At 68.6% G+C, this 19,560-nt stretch carries 16 protein-coding genes and 6 pseudogenes; 10 read left to right on the top strand and 12 right to left on the bottom strand.

Going from position 1 to position 19,560, the window contains the following annotated elements; translation table 11 throughout:
- Window positions 1-258: 258 nt before the first annotated feature.
- A pseudogene (locus ACFY7H_RS23805) lies at window positions 259-1,018 on the bottom strand (transposase).
- A gap of 539 nt (window positions 1,019-1,557) precedes the next feature.
- Between ACFY7H_RS23805 and ACFY7H_RS23800 the strand changes: the two are divergent.
- Together ACFY7H_RS23800 and ACFY7H_RS23795 are read left to right on the top strand one after the other, a co-directional pair.
- Window positions 1,558-1,860 carry an ArsR/SmtB family transcription factor gene (locus ACFY7H_RS23800; RefSeq protein ID WP_388941137.1) on the top strand — a complete coding sequence of 101 codons (303 nt, stop codon included), beginning with the start codon at window positions 1,558-1,560 and terminating at the stop codon, window positions 1,858-1,860.
- Complete coding sequence (locus tag ACFY7H_RS23795; protein WP_388941134.1) at window positions 1,857-2,249, top strand: VOC family protein; 393 nt, start codon at window positions 1,857-1,859, stop codon at window positions 2,247-2,249. The genes ACFY7H_RS23800 and ACFY7H_RS23795 overlap by 4 nt, the downstream gene beginning before the upstream one ends.
- Before the next feature lie 1,999 nt (window positions 2,250-4,248).
- Here ACFY7H_RS23795 and ACFY7H_RS23790 read toward each other — a convergent pair.
- Window positions 4,249-4,566, bottom strand: coding sequence for a hypothetical protein (locus ACFY7H_RS23790; protein WP_388941132.1), 318 nt, complete (start codon window positions 4,564-4,566; stop codon window positions 4,249-4,251).
- Between the two features lie 532 nt (window positions 4,567-5,098).
- On the opposite strand from ACFY7H_RS23790, the gene ACFY7H_RS23785 reads away from it, so the two are divergent.
- From ACFY7H_RS23785 to ACFY7H_RS23770, 4 genes are all read left to right on the top strand, one after another.
- Window positions 5,099-5,383, top strand: coding sequence for a hypothetical protein (locus tag ACFY7H_RS23785; protein WP_388941130.1), 285 nt, complete (start codon window positions 5,099-5,101; stop codon window positions 5,381-5,383).
- 95 nt (window positions 5,384-5,478) lie between these two features.
- Window positions 5,479-6,801, top strand: a complete 1,323-nt coding sequence (locus tag ACFY7H_RS23780) for a UDP-glucose dehydrogenase family protein (RefSeq protein ID WP_388941127.1) — start codon at window positions 5,479-5,481, stop codon at window positions 6,799-6,801.
- 60 nt (window positions 6,802-6,861) lie between these two features.
- Window positions 6,862-7,860, top strand: coding sequence for a glycosyltransferase (locus tag ACFY7H_RS23775; protein ID WP_388941124.1), 999 nt, complete (start codon window positions 6,862-6,864; stop codon window positions 7,858-7,860).
- A gap of 87 nt (window positions 7,861-7,947) precedes the next feature.
- The gene (locus ACFY7H_RS23770) at window positions 7,948-8,415 is read left to right on the top strand and encodes a DUF5959 family protein (protein WP_388941121.1); all 468 of its coding nucleotides are present in this window, start codon (window positions 7,948-7,950) and stop codon (window positions 8,413-8,415) included.
- Here ACFY7H_RS23770 and ACFY7H_RS23765 read toward each other — a convergent pair.
- From ACFY7H_RS23765 to ACFY7H_RS23740, 6 genes and pseudogenes are all read right to left on the bottom strand, one after another.
- A pseudogene (locus ACFY7H_RS23765) lies at window positions 8,395-9,177 on the bottom strand (IS5 family transposase). The gene ACFY7H_RS23770 and the pseudogene ACFY7H_RS23765 sit on opposite strands and share 21 nt — an antisense overlap.
- 54 nt (window positions 9,178-9,231) lie before the next feature.
- On the bottom strand, window positions 9,232-9,780 hold the full coding sequence (locus tag ACFY7H_RS23760) for a GNAT family N-acetyltransferase (protein WP_388941118.1): 549 nt from the start codon (window positions 9,778-9,780) through the stop codon (window positions 9,232-9,234).
- Window positions 9,781-9,887: 107 nt separating this feature from the next.
- Window positions 9,888-10,690: pseudogene (locus ACFY7H_RS23755) on the bottom strand (IS5 family transposase).
- A gap of 373 nt (window positions 10,691-11,063) precedes the next feature.
- A complete protein-coding gene (locus ACFY7H_RS23750) occupies window positions 11,064-11,462 on the bottom strand; it encodes a hypothetical protein (protein ID WP_388941116.1) in 399 nt (132 codons plus the stop codon).
- 481 nt (window positions 11,463-11,943) lie between these two features.
- A pseudogene (locus ACFY7H_RS23745) lies at window positions 11,944-12,096 on the bottom strand (CBS domain-containing protein); the annotation flags it as partial.
- Window positions 12,097-12,286: 190 nt separating this feature from the next.
- Window positions 12,287-12,688: a hypothetical protein gene (locus tag ACFY7H_RS23740; protein WP_388941113.1), complete on the bottom strand. Its 402-nt coding sequence runs from the start codon at window positions 12,686-12,688 to the stop codon at window positions 12,287-12,289.
- 197 nt (window positions 12,689-12,885) lie between these two features.
- On the opposite strand from ACFY7H_RS23740, the pseudogene ACFY7H_RS23735 reads away from it, so the two are divergent.
- Window positions 12,886-13,377 (top strand): annotated as a pseudogene (locus ACFY7H_RS23735) (transposase); the annotation flags it as partial.
- 10 nt (window positions 13,378-13,387) lie between these two features.
- Here ACFY7H_RS23735 and ACFY7H_RS23730 read toward each other — a convergent pair.
- The 3 genes from ACFY7H_RS23730 to ACFY7H_RS23720 all read right to left on the bottom strand — a co-directional run bounded on the left by ACFY7H_RS23730 (window position 13,388) and on the right by ACFY7H_RS23720 (window position 16,099).
- Window positions 13,388-14,317 (bottom strand): GNAT family N-acetyltransferase, encoded by a 930-nt coding sequence (locus ACFY7H_RS23730; RefSeq protein WP_388941110.1) that lies wholly within the window; start codon window positions 14,315-14,317, stop codon window positions 13,388-13,390.
- Window positions 14,318-14,449: 132 nt separating this feature from the next.
- Window positions 14,450-15,400, bottom strand: a complete 951-nt coding sequence (locus ACFY7H_RS23725) for an EamA family transporter (protein WP_388941105.1) — start codon at window positions 15,398-15,400, stop codon at window positions 14,450-14,452.
- A gap of 57 nt (window positions 15,401-15,457) precedes the next feature.
- Window positions 15,458-16,099 carry a disulfide bond formation protein DsbA gene (locus ACFY7H_RS23720; RefSeq protein ID WP_388941102.1) on the bottom strand — a complete coding sequence of 214 codons (642 nt, stop codon included), beginning with the start codon at window positions 16,097-16,099 and terminating at the stop codon, window positions 15,458-15,460.
- Window positions 16,100-16,358: 259 nt separating this feature from the next.
- On the opposite strand from ACFY7H_RS23720, the gene ACFY7H_RS23715 reads away from it, so the two are divergent.
- Window positions 16,359-17,234 carry a LysR family transcriptional regulator gene (locus tag ACFY7H_RS23715; RefSeq protein ID WP_388941099.1) on the top strand — a complete coding sequence of 292 codons (876 nt, stop codon included), beginning with the start codon at window positions 16,359-16,361 and terminating at the stop codon, window positions 17,232-17,234.
- 407 nt (window positions 17,235-17,641) lie between these two features.
- Window positions 17,642-17,774: pseudogene (locus ACFY7H_RS23710) on the top strand (IS5/IS1182 family transposase); the annotation flags it as partial.
- 59 nt (window positions 17,775-17,833) lie between these two features.
- Here ACFY7H_RS23710 and ACFY7H_RS23705 read toward each other — a convergent pair.
- Window positions 17,834-18,244, bottom strand: coding sequence for a VOC family protein (locus ACFY7H_RS23705; RefSeq protein WP_388941096.1), 411 nt, complete (start codon window positions 18,242-18,244; stop codon window positions 17,834-17,836).
- Window positions 18,245-18,462: 218 nt separating this feature from the next.
- On the opposite strand from ACFY7H_RS23705, the gene ACFY7H_RS23700 reads away from it, so the two are divergent.
- Window positions 18,463-19,173: a DUF4241 domain-containing protein gene (locus ACFY7H_RS23700; RefSeq protein WP_388941093.1), complete on the top strand. Its 711-nt coding sequence runs from the start codon at window positions 18,463-18,465 to the stop codon at window positions 19,171-19,173.
- Window positions 19,174-19,560: the final 387 nt, after the last annotated feature.

Raw genomic sequence — 19,560 nt, 5'->3', positions numbered from 1 at the left:
ATCGAGCCGTACGGCGAGGGCTTCTACCTCAAGCCCGGGGAGGTCTTCACCGTCGCGCCTGAAGGGATTGACGTCTGGTTCTCCACCGTCGTCTGGGAGGAAGGCATCACGGTGTGGCCTTATGAGGACGGCGACCCGACCAAGATTGTCCTGGAGTACACAGTGACTGACGCCGACGGAACCCGGCTGGAGTGCGGGCACCGGAGGCCCCCAGAGCCTGCCGGCTGTGACGCGGCTGAGCTGGGTTGACCCTCTCGGTCACTGGGTCAGGGCGAAGTTCTGCAGCTGGGCGATGCCCAGCATGGCGTGATGAACGCCGTCGCCTCTCAGGCGGCAGTCACGGAGGATCTTCCACATCTTCATACGGGCGAAGACGTGTTCGACGCGGGCTCGGACCTGTTTGTGCAACCTGTTGTGCTCCTCCTTCCAGGGCGTGAGTTCGTCCTGCCCCCGCTCACGGCGGTGAGGGATCACAAGGCCGGTCCCTGGATAGCCGCCATCGGCAATCGTGACTGCGTTACCAACGGCGGCCTTGGCGCCCGACTCCTCCCAGGCCTTGCAATCGTTGCGGTTTCCGGGTAACGGCCGGCCGACAACGACGACCCGGCAGGTGTCCGCGTCGATGACCACCTGGTTGGTGGAGTAGCGGTAGTTCTTGGATAGCTGGGCGCGAGTGTGATCGCGAGTGGGCACGAGCGTGCCATCCACGATGAGAACAGTGCCCTTGCGGAAGCGTTGCCGCTGGATCAAGGCCAGACGCGGCCCCAGGCCATCGACAACGCGGTCGACCGTGGACTTCGAAATGCCGAACAGGAGTGCGAGCTGCCGCATCGTCAGGTTGGTCCGCCAGTACTGCAACGACCAGCAGCACGCGGTCCTCGAAGCAAAGCATCCAAGGACGTCCCGGGCGCGCTACATCTGCACCTCGCCGCCGCAGAGCTGTGACCAGCTTGCTGAACTGCCGAGGGGTGAGACCGCTGAACGGACGTATCCAGGACGGTTCAGACGCAGTGATCACACGGCGAGGCGGCCCGTGGTGCAAGCGACGCTCGGCCAGCAGGACCTGTTCGACACTCACCGCTGCCATCGCACACGGCCCCGCGGATGGCGGTGTCGGATCGGCCGGAGCGTAGGTTCCGGCGGCGGGGAGTGCACGAACCGGAACCCGTCGTGGCGCGCGTCTACACCGCCCTGCCAGGCCCGGCGCGCGGGTCGACGTGCTCTGCGCAGGCGGTGAGCCCGTGGGAGACCGGGAGTGCGGAGTGAGAGCCATTGGCGGCGCCAGCTGCGGCGGCGGCTTCGCGCAGCAGCTTGTCCGGCGTCGGCGGCGGCCTTCGCCTACGCGCGATACTCCTGCGTCTCATGCCACCGGCGGGAGGCGGCCACCGTCTCCACGAGCGCCACCAACAACTGGATACCGACCTCGCCCACGCTGCCCACCTCCTGCGCGCTCTGCTCGTCCGACGGCCTTCGAAATAGACCGCTGCCGGTCGCTCTCCTCCGCAGGGCGTCGCCCTCAACTTGATAGGCAAGTTAACACTTGCCTATTCTGTGGTTGTGTCCGCCGACCTTTTCAAAGCCTTGGCCGACTCCACCCGCCGCACCATCCTCGACGAGCTCGCGGAGAAGTCCGGGCAGACACTGTTCGAGATCTGCTCGCGGCTGAGTATGAAACACCAGCTCGGCAGCTCGCGCCAGGCGGTCTCCCAGCACCTCGCCGTGCTGGAGGCAGCCGGGCTCGTCGAGACCAGGCGAGAGGGCCGCTACAAGTTCCACGACCTGAACACGGCTCCGCTGCGGCAGATCACCGAGCGATGGCCCGTGCCCAACACATCCGGACCAGAGGAGAGCACCCCATGAAGATCCACCTGACCAGCGTCTTCGTCGACGACCAGGCCAAGGCCCTGGACTTCTACACCGGAATCCTCGGCTTCGTGAAAAAGCACGACGTCCCGCTGGGCGGCGAGGCCCGGTGGCTGACCGTCGTCTCACCCGCCGAGCCCGGCGGCACCGAGCTCCTCCTGGAGCCCGCCGGCCACCCGGCCGTCAAGCCCTACCGCGACGCGCTCGTCAAGGACGGTATCCCCCTTGCCCAGTTCGCCGTCGACGACGTGGAGGCGGAGTACGAGCGCCTGCGCGGCCTCGGCGTCCGCTTCACCCAGGAGCCCCTGGAAGCGGGCCCCGTCACCACCGCCGTCTTCGACGACACCTGCGGCAACCTGATCCAGATCGCGACACAGCCTCAGTAGGCGGACAGCCTCGCGCGGGGCCCGGCCGCCGCCGCGACCGGCCCCTGGCTCAGGAACCCGTCAGCAACGCGGCGTCACAACCGAGGACGACCGCCCATCCGGTAACCATGTACCGTCACTCATCTTCAGCGGCCTGTAGGGCCTGCGTGGGCTATTGCCGTCGGCTGGGCCCGCCCATTCCGCCCCGTGGTGCGGTGACTTCGGGCTCGCTGTGCGGCTGGCGACTGCCGTCCGCACAGCGGGCTTGTGCGTCAGGTACGCCGCGGAACCAGCCGCAACCCCTGTTCAGCCGAAAACCGGCTCGCCCGACTCCGCCGTACAGCCGCCAATCCCTCCCGCGCGGCGTCCATGGCCCGGCCACTACCCCGACCGGCTGCGGCCCGGCAGACTCGTCCAGGCCGCGCGGCGCCGGCACCGTCGTCAAGCCGGAGGCGCGCGAGCCGGCGCGTCCACAGGTTCTGTGTATTTCTCTACGCGAACGCTCGAGCCACAACTGGGGGATTCGGTCATCCGGCCAAGCCGTCACCTTCACGCCCCAAACCGAGGAAGAGTTCATTCTCGGCAACTTTTCCACGACTCCGTCGATGAAATCTCGCTCACCACCTGCTCGACTTCGAAGCCCTGGCCAGAGGCATTTCCGGCGCACCGAAGGCCAGTGCCTGACCGTGAAATCCTTCCCAGGCGCTGGGAGGGTTTCCGCGCCGGAGTCTGATGAGCAGGTCCGCCGGAGAGCCGGAACGCTGATCGAGTCGCGGGTGGTTGCCGGGACCGGCCAGCCGTCGGGCAGGGCTCAGCGCGTGACGCCGGGGCCAGACAGCCCCCCGCCCCGGACCGGACGGCACCCGACTTGGCGAATATCCAGATGTACAAATCAAACCGCAAGAAATGTGAAGATCCCGTCCTTCCCTTGTCCCGGATTCGTCAAGGAAATTCAGTTGAGTTGACACTCAAGGATCTCTCGAAATAAGTTCCTCTTGCGCCGGTAATTTACTGGGGCGCTCATCGACGAAGGGAATACGATGGCTCGGAAATGAGTCAAAAAGGCATGGGCGGCCACCTTGGCTGTTACCGCCCTTACCGCAATGTCCGTTGCGGTGGCCGGTCCGGCGGCAGCCGTGGAGACGGATGCCAGGCCCCCTCAGTCTGACTGCTCCTGGGCCCCCTGGGACTGGGACGACTGTGTGATCGACGTCGTCACGTAACGTCCGCTCCGCCATGCGGTTGCCGGAGAGGCTCAGCATCTCCGACAGCTACATGCGCCCACACCGGTTGCTGTGTCATCAGCTATGGGGGACCGGGCCGGCGCCGCTGCACGCGCGGGCATCGACCGGCTCCGGCCCCGCGCGCCCCACACCGGGAACTGCTGCAGGGGGGAAGCCGATGGTCCGACTCCTCGCCCCCGGCCCCCGCCCGCGGATTCTCGTCATCGGTGCCGGATTCACCGGCGTGGAGTGCCTGCACCGGCTGGAGTAGCTGCTCAAAAACGTGTGCGCGATACGGGGTACCCGCTAACCCCCTCTGCGAGACGTGCCGCGCGCAGCGACGGGCGCAGTACGGAAACTGATCACGAAACCGTCCAGCGCCAGCCTGCTGGACCTGCTGCGCTTCCTTGAGCGTGTCCAGGTCCAGGACCTCCGGCGGACCGGGACTGGATAGCCACCGAGGAGCAGCTGATCGCTGCCGGTGCCGGGGCGCGGCCCGCGGCGCCGCCCCCGGAGTGGCTGACCGAGCACGGGATCGGCACCGGCCGGCCAGCCGTGCGGGTACACGTGGAGCGCGCCTTCGCCCGCGCAAGGTGGGGAACGGCCCTGAGGTCCTCGCGGCAGCGGACACGGTGCTGCTGCCCCCCTTCGACATCTCCCCGCTCTCGCGCGAACTGCCGCCGGAAGCGGCCGAGGCCCTCTCGACGGTCAGGCCCTGGACGCGGATCATGTCCAACTGGAGGACAGCACCTCGCTGCCACCACACCGCTTGTTCGAGTGCCCTCGGGTCGGAGGGGTTACTGGTAGCGGCTCCAGCCTCCGAACCGGGCCAGCAGGGCCCGGGTCTCCTCGACGTTCAGGCCGAGAGCGGCAGCCACCGTCTCGGGTGCCTGGGCGCGGGCGTCATGGGCGGGCCAGTGGGCGGTGCGTGCGGCGATGATCTCGATTTCACGGGCGGCCTTGACCGCGGCGACCGGCGATTCCTCAGCGAGCGTCTCGATGGCGGCGGTGACGTTCTCCAGAAGGCCGCGCAGTTCGGCGGGGAGGGAGATCGTGCTCTCGCCCACGGTTGCGGTGTGCTTGTCCCAGTCGTCCAGACATTGCCCGGCTGTCATTGCCCCGTGTTCGCGGAAGCGGAGGTCCCCGGCCGACTCCCAGTCCACGGTGCGCGTCTGCCCCGTCCAGCCGCAGCGCGCACTCCGCGCGCAGAGCGTCGGCCCGGGGCCGGCGGGGGGTGCCCGGAGCCGTCATAGACACTCCAGTGGCGCACCGTCGTACCGATGCTGGTGTTCCCGTCGAAGTAGACCGGCTTCGGGGCCGTGCCGTCGGCGAGGAGTACCCCGACCCGACCCTCGTGCGACCGGCCGTACTCGTCGCTCGTCCACGTCTCGTCCCTGTCCACGCGTTCCCTCCCGCATCCCAGGCCCACTCGTATCGCGGGCTCCTGGAGCGACGATTTCGCACCGCCGCCCACGCCGTTCGCGAAACGGCAGAACTGCCTGCCGACGAGGCAGCAACCGCGGCATCTCTCGCGTCGGTAGAGGCCGTCTCACGAATCTGTGGGCGAGGAGGCCGGGCACCTGGTCGGCCCGTTCATCACGAACAACTTCGACGGTCTGGGCGCGCGCCGGCTTCCAGGAGCAGTTCATGCGCCGCTACGACCAGCGGACCCCGCCGGTCACCTTCCACCCCGACGCGAAGGCGCTGGTCGTGATCGGGCTGCACGCCGACCGGCGGTGGGTGGCCAAGCGGGCCCGCGTGGCCGGGCTGAAGGTGTTCCTCGTCGACCCGGAGGGATTCCCCCGTCCGGACGGCACCTGGTTCGACTACCCGCTGGAGGCCCCACAGACCGGTGACGTGGTCGTACGGCGGACGGCCGCCAGCGCGATCAGCGACCTGGAGAGCCTGCTCAACATCAACACGAACGAGTGAGCGAACTCCGTTTTTCTCGGGCAGAGTTCGGCACCGATAGCGTCAGGGGGGCACACCGTGCCCGGCGTGCCCCCCTGACGAGACAAGGATCTGCAATGCGTGTTTCCGTGATCGGCTGTGGTCACCTCGGCATCCCCCACGCTGCGGCCATGGCCGAGCTCGGCCACGAGGTCATCGGCGTGGACGTCGACCAGGCCAAGGTCGACCGGCTCAACGCCGGCCAGTGCCCCATCTACGAAACCGGCCTCCCCGAGCTCCTCACCCGCCACACCGCAAGCGGACGCCTGCGGTTCACCACCGACATCCGCGAGGCCGCCGACTTCGCAGACCTGCACTTCATCGGCGTAGGCACCCCCATCGACGCCGACGGCCGCTCCTACGACACCGCACAGGTCTACGGCGCCGTCCGCCAGCTCGCTCCTCTGCTGACGCGGCCGTGCACGATCGTCGGCAAGAGCACCGTCACCGTCGGCACCACCGCTCAGGTCACGGCTCTCGCCCAGCGCCTGGCCCCGGCCGGCCAGGACGTCGATGTCGTGTGGAACCCGGAGTTCCTGCGCGAAGGGCACGCGGTGCAGGACACCCTGCGCCCCGACCGCCTCATCGCCGGCGTCACCACCGCCGAGGGAGAAAAGGCGATCCGTGCCGTCTACGCGCCCATCCTGGACGCCGGTGTCCCGATCTTCGTCACCGACCCGCAGACCGCCGAACTCGCCAAGGGCGCCGCGAACACCTTCCTCGGCCTGAAGATCAGCTACATCAACGCCGTCGCCGACATGTGCCAAGCCGCCGGCGGCGACGTCGCCCAGATCGTGGAGATCCTCGGCATCGACCCGCGGATCGGGGCTGGTGGCATGAGGCCCGGCATCGGCTACGGCGGCGGCTGCCTCCCCAAGGACGTCCGCGCCTTCACCGCCTCTGCCCGCCAGCTCGGCGCCACCCGCGCCGCCGACCTCCTGCGCGCCGCCGAGAAGATCAACGAGGACCGCACCGACGTCGCACTGGACCTCATCCGCCAGGCTCTGGGCGACCGTCCCCTCAAGGGAACCCGGGTCACCGTGTGGGGCGCCGCGTTCAAGCCCGGCACCAACGACGTCCGCGAGTCCCCAGCGCTCGCGCTCGCCCATGCCCTTCAGCAGGCCGGTGCCACCGTCGCCGTTCACGACCCGCAGGCTGTGGCCTCCGCCATGATCCGCAACCCGGAGTTGGACTACACCGACGACCTGGCCGCATCCGTCGACGGCGCCGACCTCCTCGTCCTGGCCACCGAGTGGCCGCAGTACCGCCAGGCCGACCCCCAGGCTCTCGTGAACCGTCCGGCCAGCCCCCTGCTCGTCGACTGCCGCACCACCCTCGACCCCGAGCCCTGGCGCACGGCCGGCTGGACTCTCCACCAGCTCGGCCGACCCGGCAAGTAGACCGGTGGTCCGGCGAGCAATAGGCCCGCAACCGCCCTGGAAAGCCGGTGGTGCCCTGCCATGACCAGTGACGACGTCCTTCTCCGTCGTGCCGAGGACTCCGACGCACGCCCCGCGCCCGATCTGTGGCTGCGCTTGTTCGCCGCCGCGCTGCCGACCGTGCGCTGCGCCCACGACGCAGCCGACGTACACGACTGGTTCACCCGCGTGCTCGTGCCCCAGTACGAGACCTGGGTGGCGGTCACCGCGCACACGGTAGTGGGCCTGATGGTGCTCAACGGCGGGGAGCTGAAACAGCTCTCGTCCGCTACGTCTGGCATCCCTCACCAGCACGCTGACAGTGAAGGCGGTCAATCGACAGGGCCGCGGAAGTCGGACCAGACCTGCCCGGGTGCGGCACGGCTCCGTGTCGCCGACAGCCCGCCGCGGCGGCGGACCGGCCGTCGAAGCGCTGCTGAATTCACCGGTGATCAGCAGCAGGATGTGGTGACCCTGCCCTGCCTCGGCGTCTACACCGCCGCCCACGCCATGATGCTGCCGCGTCTGATGCTGCCGCGTCTGATGGCCGCCGTCCCCTGGCCACAACTCCCCATCACCGACACCCTCGTCAAACTCATGCTCAGCCCGGCCTACGCACCCGCCCTCACCCAACTGCGCGCGGCCCTCGCCCTGCCCACACACCGCCCCCACGCCGACACCGACGACATCCTCACCATCGGCTCCTGCCCCCACGACTGGCTCTTCCCCCGCATGCGCGCCGCCGTCCACCACGCCGGCACCGGCACCACCCACGCCTCGATCACCGCCTCCACCCCCACCCTCCCCATCCCCATCCCCGCCGCCCTCGACCAGCCCTACTGGGCCCGCCGACTCACCACACTCGGCCTCACATCCACCGCAATCCCCATCCAGCACCTGACCACCCGAAAACTGACAGCCGCCCTCGATTCAGTACTCCATCAAGGCGGCTACCACCACAGAACCAGAGCTGCCGCCAACTCCCTGCAACAGCAATGCGGCATCACCAACCTCCTCACCCAGCTCGACCGCCTCGTATAGCCCTAAGAACTCCTAACGGAATACCGACCGGGGCCGGTTCGTGACTCGTGCATGATGATCGGGAACGTCGGGGGCTCAGGAGGGTGCGTGGACGAGGGCGAGGGCGTGGACCTGATCTGCCTGATCGACTCGGGCAGCAGTGTCCGGGTACGCATTCTGGGGCGGAACAGACCCGGGAATACGCCGTACAACGACTACCTTGATGCCGAGCTCATCATCACGGCCGCCTTCGTCAGCGGGCGCCTTGAATTGTGCTTGTCACCGGAAGTCATGGACGACTGGTCAACGGCCCTGAACGAGCTTCCCGACAGGCATGGCGTCCGCTGGACGGCCATGGGCGACACCGAGATCCGAATCGAGATCGACAGGCACTTCTCGGTGCCCCGTCCCATCGTCACGGTGGACAACGATGGCGAGTCCGGGGTTTCGGTCCGCGTCGTGCTGGATCCGGGGGACGGTTGGGTGGACGAGCTGCGCGAGCAGCTCGGACGGGTCCGGCAGATGTGGCCGAACGAGGTGGTGACGACGCCTCGGTCAAGGGACTGCTGGCAGTGAGTTCAGGCGTCGCCAGCAGATGAGTGCGCATCCCCAGGGCGAGGAAGGCTTCGTGGATGTCGTCTCGTATCTCCCAGCGGATCCGCAGGCGGCGGAACCAGTGCAGATGGGCGAACGTGCGCTCCACGACCAAGCGTTGGGTGCCCAGGCCGGAGCCGTGTTCGGTGCCGCGGCGGGCGATCAGTGGCTTCACCCCGAGGTCCCAAACCAGGCGGCGGTACTTGTCGTGGTCGTAGCCGCGGTCCGCGCTGACCACGTCCGGGCGGCGCCGGGGCCGGCCGCGCTTGCCCCGCACCGGCGGCACCACTTGAAGCAGTGGGATCAGCTGGGTGACGTCGTTGCGGTTGCCGCCGGTCAGGGTGACGGCGAGCGGGATACCCGTGGCATCGGTGACCAGATGATGTTTGCTGCCGGTTCTGCCCCGGTCGACAGGACTCCGTCCGGTCTTGAAGCCCCCTTCAACGCGCGGATGTGGGAGCCGTCGACGGCCGCCCGGGAGAAGTCCAGGGCGTTGTTCGCGCTGCGGAGCTTGGCGAGCACGACCTCGTGCAGCCGGGACCACACGCCGACTTCGGTCCACTCGGCCAGTCGCCGCCAGCAGGTCATGCCCGACCCGGAGCCGAGTTCCTGCGGGAGGTGTTCCCAGGCGATCCCGGTGTGCAGGACGAACAGGATGCCCTGGAACACGAGCCGGTCCGGATGCCGCTTGCGTCCCGGATGCCGGGTCGCAGCGTGCCGGACGGGGGCGGGTCTCGCAGCAATCTCGGATGCCCTCGCCCACCGCCCGCAGGCAGCCCTCTGAGACCATCTACGCCGTTACGCGGGGTTCGCCCATTCCTCGCGGAGCATCCCGAAGAGCACGCTGTCGTAGCGCTCCCCGCCCAGCAGCACGGCCGACCGGCGGCGGCCCTCCTCACGGAAGCCCAGTCGGATGAAGGCGCGCACGGCACGCTCGTTGCCGCTCCAGGTGTCCAGCTCCAGCCGCCTGAGGCAGTACGCGCCGAACAGGTGGTCCACGAGCAGCCGCAGCGCGTCACTGCCGTGGCCGCGACCCCAGAACTCCCGCTCGCCGATGGTCACTCCCAGCGTGGCCACGCCGGCGTACGGGTCCAGGTCCCGGTAATCGGCCATACCGATCACGCTCCCGCTCGACAGGTCCTCGACCGTGAACACGGCCGACTCCCTCGGGTTCAGGCGCAGCATGGTCTCGAAGCCGAGACCTATCGCCTCCGTCGTAACCGGGCCGAAAGACGGGTCACCGGCCGTGGCCCAGCGCACCACCTCCGGGTCGTTGCGCCACCGAAGATGATGCTCCGCATCCTCGGAGCGCAGCGCACGCAGCCTTACCAGCTTTCCTTCGAACATCGCGTCACTGTAATCGACCGCAGCACCCCTGAAGCCGACGATGCCCACGTGAACGCCCTCCACCCAGCCCCGTCAATCGGTCCCGCTAGAGCCTGTCTGAGAAATGATCATCTGGCGGGTTCGCGGAGCCACAGCATCAGAGCCGCAAGGACGATTCCAGCCCGATAGCGATCCGCGAGCTTGTCGAACCTGGTTGCGACCGCACGGAACTGCTTGAGGCGGGCGAAGCATCGTTCGACCACGTTGCGGTCGCGGTAGATGACGATGCCGCGGCGCCGCAGCAGGTGGCGAATCGCCCGGCTGGAATACGCCTTGTCGCCCAGCACCCGCACCGGTGTCGTGCGAGGCCGGCCCGCAACGGCGCGCGGGACACGGATGCCGTCGAGGACGTGGCCGAAGACGGTGGCATCGTTGACGTTGCCGGGCGTGAGCACGATGGACAGCGGAAGGCCCCGGCCGTCGACGGCGAGGTGGACCTTGGTGGTCAGCCCGCCCCGGGACCGGCCGAGCGCGTAATGCTTCTGCGAGCAGCCCGGACCTTCCGGTTCGTCCCCGTCCGGGGCCCCTTTTTGCGGGCGCCAGCCGCGTGCTGACGGGCCCGGTTGATCGTGGAGTCGACGGAGACGGTCCATTCCACCCGGCCCACCGCGTCGTCGCAGACCTGCGCGTGTTCCAGCAGCTTCGTCCAGGTCCCGTTCGCTTCCCAGCGGGCGAACCCCTCGTAGACGGTCTGCCAGGGCCCGTGCCGCTCGGGCAGATCGCGCCACGCAGCCCCGGTCCGCAACCGCCACAGCACCCCGTCGATCACCTGCCGGTGATCACACCACGGACGACCACGTCCGTCCACCCGCGGCAACAGGGGCTCTCTGCGCCCCCACGCCGCATCCGTCAGCCCACCTCGACCTGCCACAAGATCAATGATCAGAGTGCTCGTGCCCGGACTGCCGTGCAGGGTCCATCACCAAACGGCTCAGCCGGTAGGTGGTCGGGAGCGCCAGGCGCCCGCACAGCGTGTCGATCCGGATCGTCGAACCATCGACTCCCGCCTCCCGAAGACGGCGCAACCGCGTACGTATCTCCGCCTGGTCCCGAGTCTCAACGACCACTTCCCACTGCCCCGCGTCCGGCGCGGTACGAGCAGCAAGCCGCTGCCCCGCGTCCTGCTGCCGCCGCCTTCTCTTCCCCTGTCCTGGCACTTGCCCAGAATCACCGGCCCGTGCCGGGACGGCAAGGCAATTGGACCGAGCACGTACACCGCTCGGTGATCATTTGTCAGACAGGCTCTAGTTCGCGGCCTGTGGCCACACGTACAAATTGCCGCTGACCGACACGTCGGTCGTTGCCCCTCCGCTCATGTGGTCGATCAGCGCCATGGCGACCGCGCCGTCGGCGGTCACTGCGCACACGGCGGCACCGACGGTGAAGCCTCGTTCGTTGGTGTCCCGCCTTTCGGACAGGGGCAGCGCGGCGAAGCCGGTGCCCGCGGCCGCTTTGCAGGCCTCGGCGGTGCGGGGAGCACCTGCCCGCAGGAGGCCCACCCGAGTGTTCGGCAGAGCCCGTAGCACGTAGTCCCCGATCCCCGTGCAGGTGTCCGGCCAGTACAGCAGTTCAGCGCCGCCAGGGTTCGCCACTGCCCCGTTGTTTTCCTGCTCGACGCGGCTCTCACCAGTGTCGAGGTCCACCAGCTGCTGCTCGTGCTGCGTGCACGGAGCAGGCGCCAGGCCCCATGTCGCCTTGCGCGCCGGGCCATATCCGTCCGGGGGCGTGAGGTCGGGGCCCGCCGGTGGTGTGGTGATCCCGCTCGGTCTGCGAGTCACAGTCGGGCTGACAGACACAGTCGGGCTCAGAGCCGGAGGCGCTGGGTCCGTACGGGGCGGTGTGGCGACGGCCTTCTGCGAACCGGGGACGGATATAGATGCGGGGTCTGCGGTATCACGGCCGCCGCTCACGATCACACTGACCACGATGCCCAGCAGCGGAATCGCGATCCCCCCGACCCACCATGCCCATCGGGGAGGCGCTGAGCCCGGCGCCGACGGCGAGTGTGACGGAGGGTACGGAGGTGGCGGAGGAGGCGTGGCCCCCGTCTGACCCTGTGCTGCCATTACGCTCAAGTCCCCCGGATATCAACGAACTTCGCCTACAACACCACAGTACCCGCCGCAGGCGGCGGACTTGTGTGAGGGGCATGGTGCGCAGGATCTCCTCGGCCTCATCGTCGGTGCCGATGGTCCCAGCCTCGCCCTGCGGGTCGCCGGCCTTGACCTGAGCGGGGTCCTTGCCGACGCCGAGGATCTTCACCACGATGTCCCGGTCGCGGTGAGCATGCCCTTGCGAAGAGGGCCGGCCCAAGCCGCTGCCCGACCGGGGAAGGCGTTCGGTCAGCCTTCGCTGCCGCGAAAGAAAGCGAGGGGGCGAGCAGGGTCATGCACCTCACGCGTTCGGCTTCACCTGCCGCCAGGCGGGCCCGCACACCATCGACGGCCTCCGGATCGTCGAGCTGGGGCTAGGTGCCGGGTGTGGTGGTGAAACGGACGAACCCCGCGATGCGCGGGCTGAACGTGAGCGCACACTGGTCGCCCAGTGCCGACTTCATGCCTGCCACCACATCGGCGTCCGGTTCGCCGAACACCTCGAAGTACTCCACCTGACAGTGTTCCATCACCTCTTGGATGTACGGGTCTGCCGACTTCCAGTGGGTGCGGACCGCGTCGGAGCCCCGGTAGAGCTGGAAGCTGTGCGCGAGCATCCGCTCCTCGTCCACGAAGGTCTGCACCATCAGCTGTGGCCCGTTCCGCTCCGCGAACGCCACCGCCCTGACGATGGCGCTGCGGAAATCCTCCAAGTGCCCGTCGGTGATACGCATGGTGTTCCGGAAAAGAAGAACCGTCGTCTCGTGAGTGCTCATGCCACAAAGCTCCCCCCACAACCAAGGTTGAGGTCAAGCGTTATTTTCCCATCGAATGACCAGCGGCCATGAGCACCGCGCTTATTGGCACCGGTGAGTACGTGGATCCGCTGGCCGCTGCCCGTAGGCCTGCGGCGGTCTTCTCGGGCAGGAGGGCGGTGCGGCACGTGCGGAGCGGGCTCGAGGACGCTGAGCCTGTCGACCTCCTGCCCGGCGGCGGAGACACGCTGTCGCTGTGGCTGTGGTCCTCCCCCACCGCCATGACCGGCGCCGACGTCGATCTGCGCCGGCAGGTGTTCCTGCGGCGCTTCGATCTGGAGCACACCTTCCACATGATCAAGCAGACGCTCGGCTGGAGCCGGCCCGAAGTTCCGCAGTCCGGCAGCGGCAGACCGGGAGACGTGGAGATCATCACGCACATCAGCTCCGTCTTGTCCGGCCGCCCGCCGAGGATTCGCCGGCCCTGGGAGCGACCCACGAATCCGAACAGGCTCACCCCGCAGGCCGGGTCCGCCGAGGGTTCAGAAACCTCCGCCCGGCCTTTCCCTGTCCGGCCCCGAAACTGTCGCGGCCAGGCCGCTCGGCTCGAAGAACCAGCAGCCGGCCACCCGCTACGACGTAGGCAGGTCGTCCGGCGCCCCGACAGCATCATCGAATGCGACCGCATCAGACCAAAAGGAACCAGCTAGCCGCTGGTTGTCACAGGGTGGCGGCGTGCAGGTCCCGGGTGTACCAGTCGAAGCGCGTGCCGTCTGTGCCGCGCGTCGACTTGCAGGGGGCGAATCCTGCTCGCTGGGCGACCGCGGCAGATGCGCTATTCTCCGGTTCGACTTGGATCACCGCCTTGGCCCCGCCCTCGCTCGCCGCGTACTGGGACGCCAGAAGGACCGCGCGGGTAGCCAGGCCGCGCCCCCGCCAGCACGGATAGAGGCCGTAGGCGATATTCACCTGACCGGGCGCCAGACCTTCTCCTGCGAACCGCAAGTCGATCGTGCCCGCGAGCACCTCGTCGGGACCCGTCCGGATGCCGAACGCACGAAGTGGCCCGGCGGTGTCCCACTGCTCCTGGCAGTGCCGCACGTACGCTTCGACGCCCTCCCGCGTGCCGGGGCCGCCGTTGAGCCAACGAACGAGCAGTTCGTCCTCCCCTGCGAGGTGCGCCTCGACATCGTCCAGGCGCAGTGGGGACAGAGTGATGGTCCCGTCGGACAGCTTCATTTCGTGCATCCGGTGATTCTTGATGGCAGAGCCCAGCCGCACCAACGGATTCCGCGCGACAGCACGCGGGGCGCGGGCCATAGGGCTGGTCGTCCGAACGACCGCCAGGGCAGGCTCGTCATCGGGGCCGGGGAGTTCGACAACCCGGTGGTCGAGGCTGCCTGTGATCATCACCGCCAGCAGTGCGAGGTACTCGCGCTGCATCTCCGGGCTGAAACCTTCCTCCCCCGGCATCGCTACCAGCGCCTGATGGCCCTGGACAAGAAGCCCGCAGGTGTCCTGCACCGCCCGGACAACAGCCTCGAACCGCGCCGGGGAAAGCCGGGCACGCGCCATCTGCAGGTATAAGTCCAGCACATCGGCACCACCGGCCTCATCCCGGCCGCCCGCATCACGTTCGATCACGAGCACCAGCCTTCCCGACCCCCGACCACTCACACCCCCTCTTTGGGGAGGTCGCCCTGCGGGCTGTGGTGATGAGCGCGGTCGCAATGCCTCGCCGCGCTATTGGAGGCGGATCATGCGAGGCGGCAGGCCTTGGCGTTATCCGCTGCGTTCGTGTTCCGGAGCGGGGTGGTCGGTGAGGTGTGGGTCGGCGCGGGCCGGGGCCGTGGGGGTTGCCCCGGACGTCGGTCCTGGTGGGCGCGGCTGGCCGAGCACGACCGCCAGGGAGATGACGGCCATGCCGACGATCTGCAGGGCGGATAGCGTCTGGTCCTTGACGAGGTAGCCCAGCAGGGTGGCCACGACCGGGCTGCCCAGTGCGAGGAAGGACACTGCTACGGCCGGCAGGCGTTCGATGCCCCGGAACCAGACGATGTAGCTCAGGACCGCGCCCAGGGTGATGAGGTAGGCGAACCCGATGACGTTGGAGCCGGTGAAACGGTCGGGCAGGTTTTCCAGCGACAGCCAGAAGGGCAGCAGGACCAGGCCGCCCGCCGTGAGCTGCCACCCGGTGAACGTGAGCAGGCTGACGCCCTGCGGCCGGCCCCACCGTTTGGTCAAGGTGATGCCCGTCGCCATGCACAGGGCCCCGCCGGCCGCGGCGAGGACTCCGATGGTGTCCAGGGATGCCGCGCCCTTGAACACGAGCAGCACCACACCACCGGTGCCCATCGCACAGGCCAGGGCGTGGACTGCTCTGATCCTGTCGCCGAGGAACAGGGCGGCGAGGATGACGACGAACATGGGCTGCGCCGACATGATCATGGCGGCGATGCCGCCCGGCAGTCGGTAGGCGGCGACGAAGAGCAGGAAGTTGAAGGCGCCGATGTTGAGAACGCCCAGTACCAGCGCGCGCCACCACCAGATGCCGGCCGGAAGCTTCCGGCCGAGGGCCAGCAGGATCAGGCCGCCTGGCAGGGCCCGCATGGTGGTCGCCAGGAGCGGCCGGTCCGGTGGCAGCAGCTCGGTCGTCATCAGGTAGGTGCTGCCCCAGATGGCCGGAGCCAGGCCGGTCAGGGCCGCCGTGAGTCCGTTCTGTCTGCTCGTCATCTTGCCTCGAATCCGTAGTACAGCGTGGTCATGACGTTCGTTAGTCGTCCGGCCGGCTCAGTCGAAGATCGGGTCCCGGTCCCGGCCGCGCTTCAGCTCGAAGAAGCCGTCGGTGCCCGCCACGGCGAGCGCTCCGTCCCAGAGCGTGCCGGCGGCTTCGCCACGGGGGGCGGGGGTGAGCACAGGGCCGAAGAGCGCCAGCGGCTTGCCGTCGGGGCCGGGCACGTGGATCACGGGAGTGCCGACCTCGGAACCGACCGCGTCCATCCCCTTGTGGTGCTCGGCCCGCAACCGCTCGTCCCAGGAGGTGTCCTCCGCGGCCTCGATCAGGTCGGCGGGCAGACCCGCCTCCTCCAGGGCCGCGCTGATCATGTCGTGGCCGAGCCCGGCCTTCTCGTGGTGGATCAGATGGTCCATGGCCTGGTAGAGGGGGCGCAGCACTTCGTTGCCGAACCGGTGCTGTGCCGCGACGCACACGCGTACGCAGGCCCAGCCGTCGATCATGGCCTGGCGGTACTTCTCCGGGACTTCTCGCCCCTCGTTGAGGACCGACAGGCTCATGAGGTGGAAACGGGTCTCCAGGGGCCGGACCTGCTCCACCTCCAGCATCCAGCGTGAGGTGATCCATGCCGAGGGGCAGCGGGGATCCACCCAGATGTCGGCGATCGTCGTCTCGGTCTGCGGTGGCGGGGTGTTCATGTCGCTGGCTCGTCCTTTTCGGTGTCGGGGGCGAGGGAGTGCGTGCGCACGCCGCGGCGGTGTGCCCAGGTGCTGGAGAGGCAAGAGAGGCGGGGAGCGGCTCCCGGGGCATGCCGAAGAGGCCTCTAATCGAGGCCCCGCCCGCCGTAGTTGGCCCGGGAGTGTCCTGCCGTGTGCGCTGTCACCAGTGTCAGGGCCGGGGTATCGATGAGTCCAACACATGCTTGTCACGTGATGAATCTCGAATCATGATGGATCTATGGAGCTCCAGCAGATGCGGTATGTCATCGCGGTGGCAGAGATGAACAGCTTCACGAGGGCTGCCCAGCGCTGCCGGGTGGTCCAGTCCGCGCTCAGCCACCAGATCGCGCGCCTGGAGACAGAACTGGGTGCGAGGCTCTTCGAACGCACCTGCCGCCGGGTCCGGTTGACCTCGGCGGGCGCGGCCTTCCTGCCCGCCGCCCGCCAGTGCCTGGACGCGGCGGAGCGGGCCGCAGCTGAGGTCGCGGCGGCCGTCGGGGAGGTTCGCGGACGCCTCACGGTCGGACTGATTCCCACCGTCGCCGCCGTGGACATTCCCAACATCCTGAAGGAGTTCCACCGGCGGCATCCGAAGGCCCGGATCGGTCTCAGCGTGGGAGCGAGCGACGAGCTGGTCGAGCGGGTCAGGCAGGGCGAGCTCGAGGTGGCCTTCCTCGGTGTCCCGGTCACGGGCCGCCCCCGGGGCGTCATGGCACGGGAGCTGGCCCGCGAGCGGCTGGTCGCCGCGGTCTCCCCGGACCACCCGCTCGCCGGCGAGACCTCGGTCGACCTGCGCCGGCTGTCATCGGAGGTGTTCGTGGACCTTCCCGCCAAGACCGCCGGCCGGGCCCAGTCCGACCTCGCCTTCACCGCTGCCGGCCTCGCCCGCGAGGTCGCCTTCGAGGTGACCAACGCGGACTACCTGGCCCGCCTTGTCCAAGCGGGCCTCGGCGTAGCCCTGCTTCCGCCCGGGTACGCCGCGGGCCTGGCCGGGGTGACCACGATCGAGGTCACAGACGCACCGGCCCGCGCCGAGTACGTGGTCTGGGGCCGGGAGAACCGCACCCCTGCAGCTGCGGCCTTCCTGGAGCTCTTGGGCAGCGAGGAGGAGTGAACGCAAGCGCCCAGCTCCTCCCCCGACCATTGCGGCAGTGGCTCAGGCCCGAGCCGCCGGGGCGCGTGACGGCGGGCCGCCCGCAGGCGGCCGGCATGTCGACGCAGGACGAAGGAATGAGGAGAGCACCGGCCCGGGGGCGGGGCCGACGCCATGCGAGCCTGATCGACCGCGCATCGACGGGGCCCGGACCCACGAACCGCGCGGGGGCCGGCCGCGCATGACGGCCCGTGCATGGGCGATGGCTTCGGGTGTCACGCCGGCTGCGCGGGCGGCGGTGATGCGGCGCGCGACATCGGGCCGTGCACAGAACAATCGCCACCTGGCCGGTCTTCGGCGTTGGAGCAGCGATCGGAATGCTGGGCGAGATGATCCGCGGCCGACGCCCATGTCTGGAGCGAGTTCCCCGGGTCCGTGCCGCGTCGAGCACCTTCGTCCGCAGGAGGAACTGGAAGAGCCTGCGCGACTGCCGCCATAGGGGCGACGGCCTCTGCCACGCCGTCGAGGCCGCTGCCCACCGTGCACAACCTCGCCCTGGCAGGAAAAAACAGGCCAACCGACAGTCAGGCCTGCGCGAGACCAACCTTCTGCAACACCCTTCAGTTCCGCTCGGGCCAGACGGGGCCTTGATCGGTCCAGATCACACCCCTGTTGCGGCAGAGGCAGAAGGGGTGGCCGATGGGGTCGGTGTAGACGCGGAAACCGTAGCCGTCGGGTCCGGCACAGTCCCGCTGCAGGGTCGCGCCGAGGGCCAGCACGCGACGCTCTTCTGCTTCGATGTCGTCGACTTCGAAGTCCAGGTGAAACTGCTTGGGGTGCTCGCCGTCGGGCCACTGCGGGGCGCGGTAGTCCTCCACCTGGATGAAGGCCAGTTCGATGTCGCCGAACTGGATACCGGCCCAGTGCTCGTTACTGCCCTCCTTGACCGGGCGCCCCGTCACCTCGGAGTAGAAGGCCGCCAGCTTCATCGTGTCCGGGCAATCAATGATGAAATCGGTGAGGCGTAGCATCCCGCGATCTTGCCACCAGACCAAAGCCGTTCGGGAGCTCCCCCACCCCACGGGAACGTCAACGGAGTAGGAGCCGGGGAGTTCGTCCGCCGGACAGGCCTGAGTAGCTGTCGTCGTACTGAGACGCTTGGCGGTCGAGCGAGACTTCCCTGCTGGGTGTCAGTACTACCACGTATGTTCGGGCACTCCGGTTGTTGATGGAGATGCGGGGGTGCGCGATGGCCTGGGTGGGCAATGCACGGTTGATGGCAGGACCGGAGGAGGCAGGGTTCCTGGAGGCGGTCTTCGTGCCCGGCTCGCGTCTTGGGGTGCGGGCCGACGACCCTTTGGCCTTTGTCGAGGTGGCCGAGGTGGAGGAAGTCACCACGATCCGTGTCCCCAGCGGTCGGTTGATCGTCGACTCTCCATGGTCCGAGGATCATGGGCGCGAGATTGCGGCCCGCATTCCCCCGGGCTCGTACCGCGTCGAGGCTGCGTGGACGGAGGCGCCGTACGAGCATGGCGGCGAGTACTTCGACGGACGGGAATGTGCCGCCACCCGCTTGCGCGTCAGCGACGATCCGGTGGTCGTCTGGGAGGCGGGTGTAGGGGTAAACGACGACATCGGGGAAGCGGACGTCGCGGCAGCTGGGTTCTACTCTGACAACGGTGCCACGGGAGCTATCGCCGATGCCGAGGCCTGGGAAGCGCTGACGGCGCCATTCCACGACTTCGTGGCCCCGTGGGGAATGACGCCCGTCCTGGACCGAGACACTGAAAGCCTTTGCGATGGCTGGTTCGAGAAGAGCAGCAACGAGGGGTTCAAGGCCGATCTCATCGCTTTCGACGTCCCCGAAGGAGGGGCCCCGGTCTGGATCGGGCGTACTCGGACCGGCACCGTGGCCTCGATCATCGTGCCAGGCCAAATGGCCACGACTCCTCTGGCCTGAGCTTGGCGTGCAGAGGCCGTTGGCGCACGGAGGGTTCGCTTGGCGGTCGAACGGGGGTTCCCGGTCGGATGGTCTTCGGGCGGCACGGGCGTGAAAGCAGAGCCTCCTGCGGCTGGTGGGTGTCGCGTCCAGGCGTCGCCTCCGGCGGCTGTTCGGCCTTCGGCTGCGGCGCGGGCAGGGCCTCGGCCAACTCCGTGCGGGTGATGGCCCGCCGCTCCAGCACCGCCTCCGCCTCTGCGAGTTCGGCCTGTTCCAGGCCGGCGAGCGGGGATGGGGCGCGCAGGGGCGGCGTACACCGCCCGCCCATCACCGTGGGCAGGCCGACGGGAAGCAGCACGATGTCCTTGGCGGATTCCCTGCAGGTTCGGTGGGGTGAAGGCCATGTGT

The sequence above is a fragment of the Streptomyces sp. NPDC012794 genome (genome assembly GCF_042901085.1).
GTDB lineage: Bacteria > Actinomycetota > Actinomycetes > Streptomycetales > Streptomycetaceae > Streptomyces.
This window is presented reverse-complemented; position numbering and strand designations above follow the sequence as displayed.

What these genes read in the sequence shown, in the direction of transcription:
- ACFY7H_RS23795 (WP_388941134.1), top strand. Translation starts at nt 1,857, where the DNA reads ATGAAGATCCACCTGACCAGCGTCTTCGTCGACGACCAGGCCAAGGCC.
- ACFY7H_RS23760 (WP_388941118.1), bottom strand. Translation starts at nt 9,780, where the DNA reads ATGTTCGAAGGAAAGCTGGTAAGGCTGCGTGCGCTGCGCTCCGAGGAT.
- ACFY7H_RS23780 (WP_388941127.1), top strand. Translation starts at nt 5,479, where the DNA reads ATGCGTGTTTCCGTGATCGGCTGTGGTCACCTCGGCATCCCCCACGCT.
- ACFY7H_RS23720 (WP_388941102.1), bottom strand. Translation starts at nt 16,099, where the DNA reads ATGAACACCCCGCCACCGCAGACCGAGACGACGATCGCCGACATCTGG.
- ACFY7H_RS23790 (WP_388941132.1), bottom strand. Translation starts at nt 4,566, where the DNA reads ATGACAGCCGGGCAATGTCTGGACGACTGGGACAAGCACACCGCAACC.
- ACFY7H_RS23785 (WP_388941130.1), top strand. Translation starts at nt 5,099, where the DNA reads ATGCGCCGCTACGACCAGCGGACCCCGCCGGTCACCTTCCACCCCGAC.
- ACFY7H_RS23715 (WP_388941099.1), top strand. Translation starts at nt 16,359, where the DNA reads ATGGAGCTCCAGCAGATGCGGTATGTCATCGCGGTGGCAGAGATGAAC.
- ACFY7H_RS23725 (WP_388941105.1), bottom strand. Translation starts at nt 15,400, where the DNA reads ATGACGAGCAGACAGAACGGACTCACGGCGGCCCTGACCGGCCTGGCT.
- ACFY7H_RS23775 (WP_388941124.1), top strand. Translation starts at nt 6,862, where the DNA reads ATGACCAGTGACGACGTCCTTCTCCGTCGTGCCGAGGACTCCGACGCA.
- ACFY7H_RS23700 (WP_388941093.1), top strand. Translation starts at nt 18,463, where the DNA reads ATGGCCTGGGTGGGCAATGCACGGTTGATGGCAGGACCGGAGGAGGCA.
- ACFY7H_RS23705 (WP_388941096.1), bottom strand. Translation starts at nt 18,244, where the DNA reads ATGCTACGCCTCACCGATTTCATCATTGATTGCCCGGACACGATGAAG.
- ACFY7H_RS23740 (WP_388941113.1), bottom strand. Translation starts at nt 12,688, where the DNA reads ATGAGCACTCACGAGACGACGGTTCTTCTTTTCCGGAACACCATGCGT.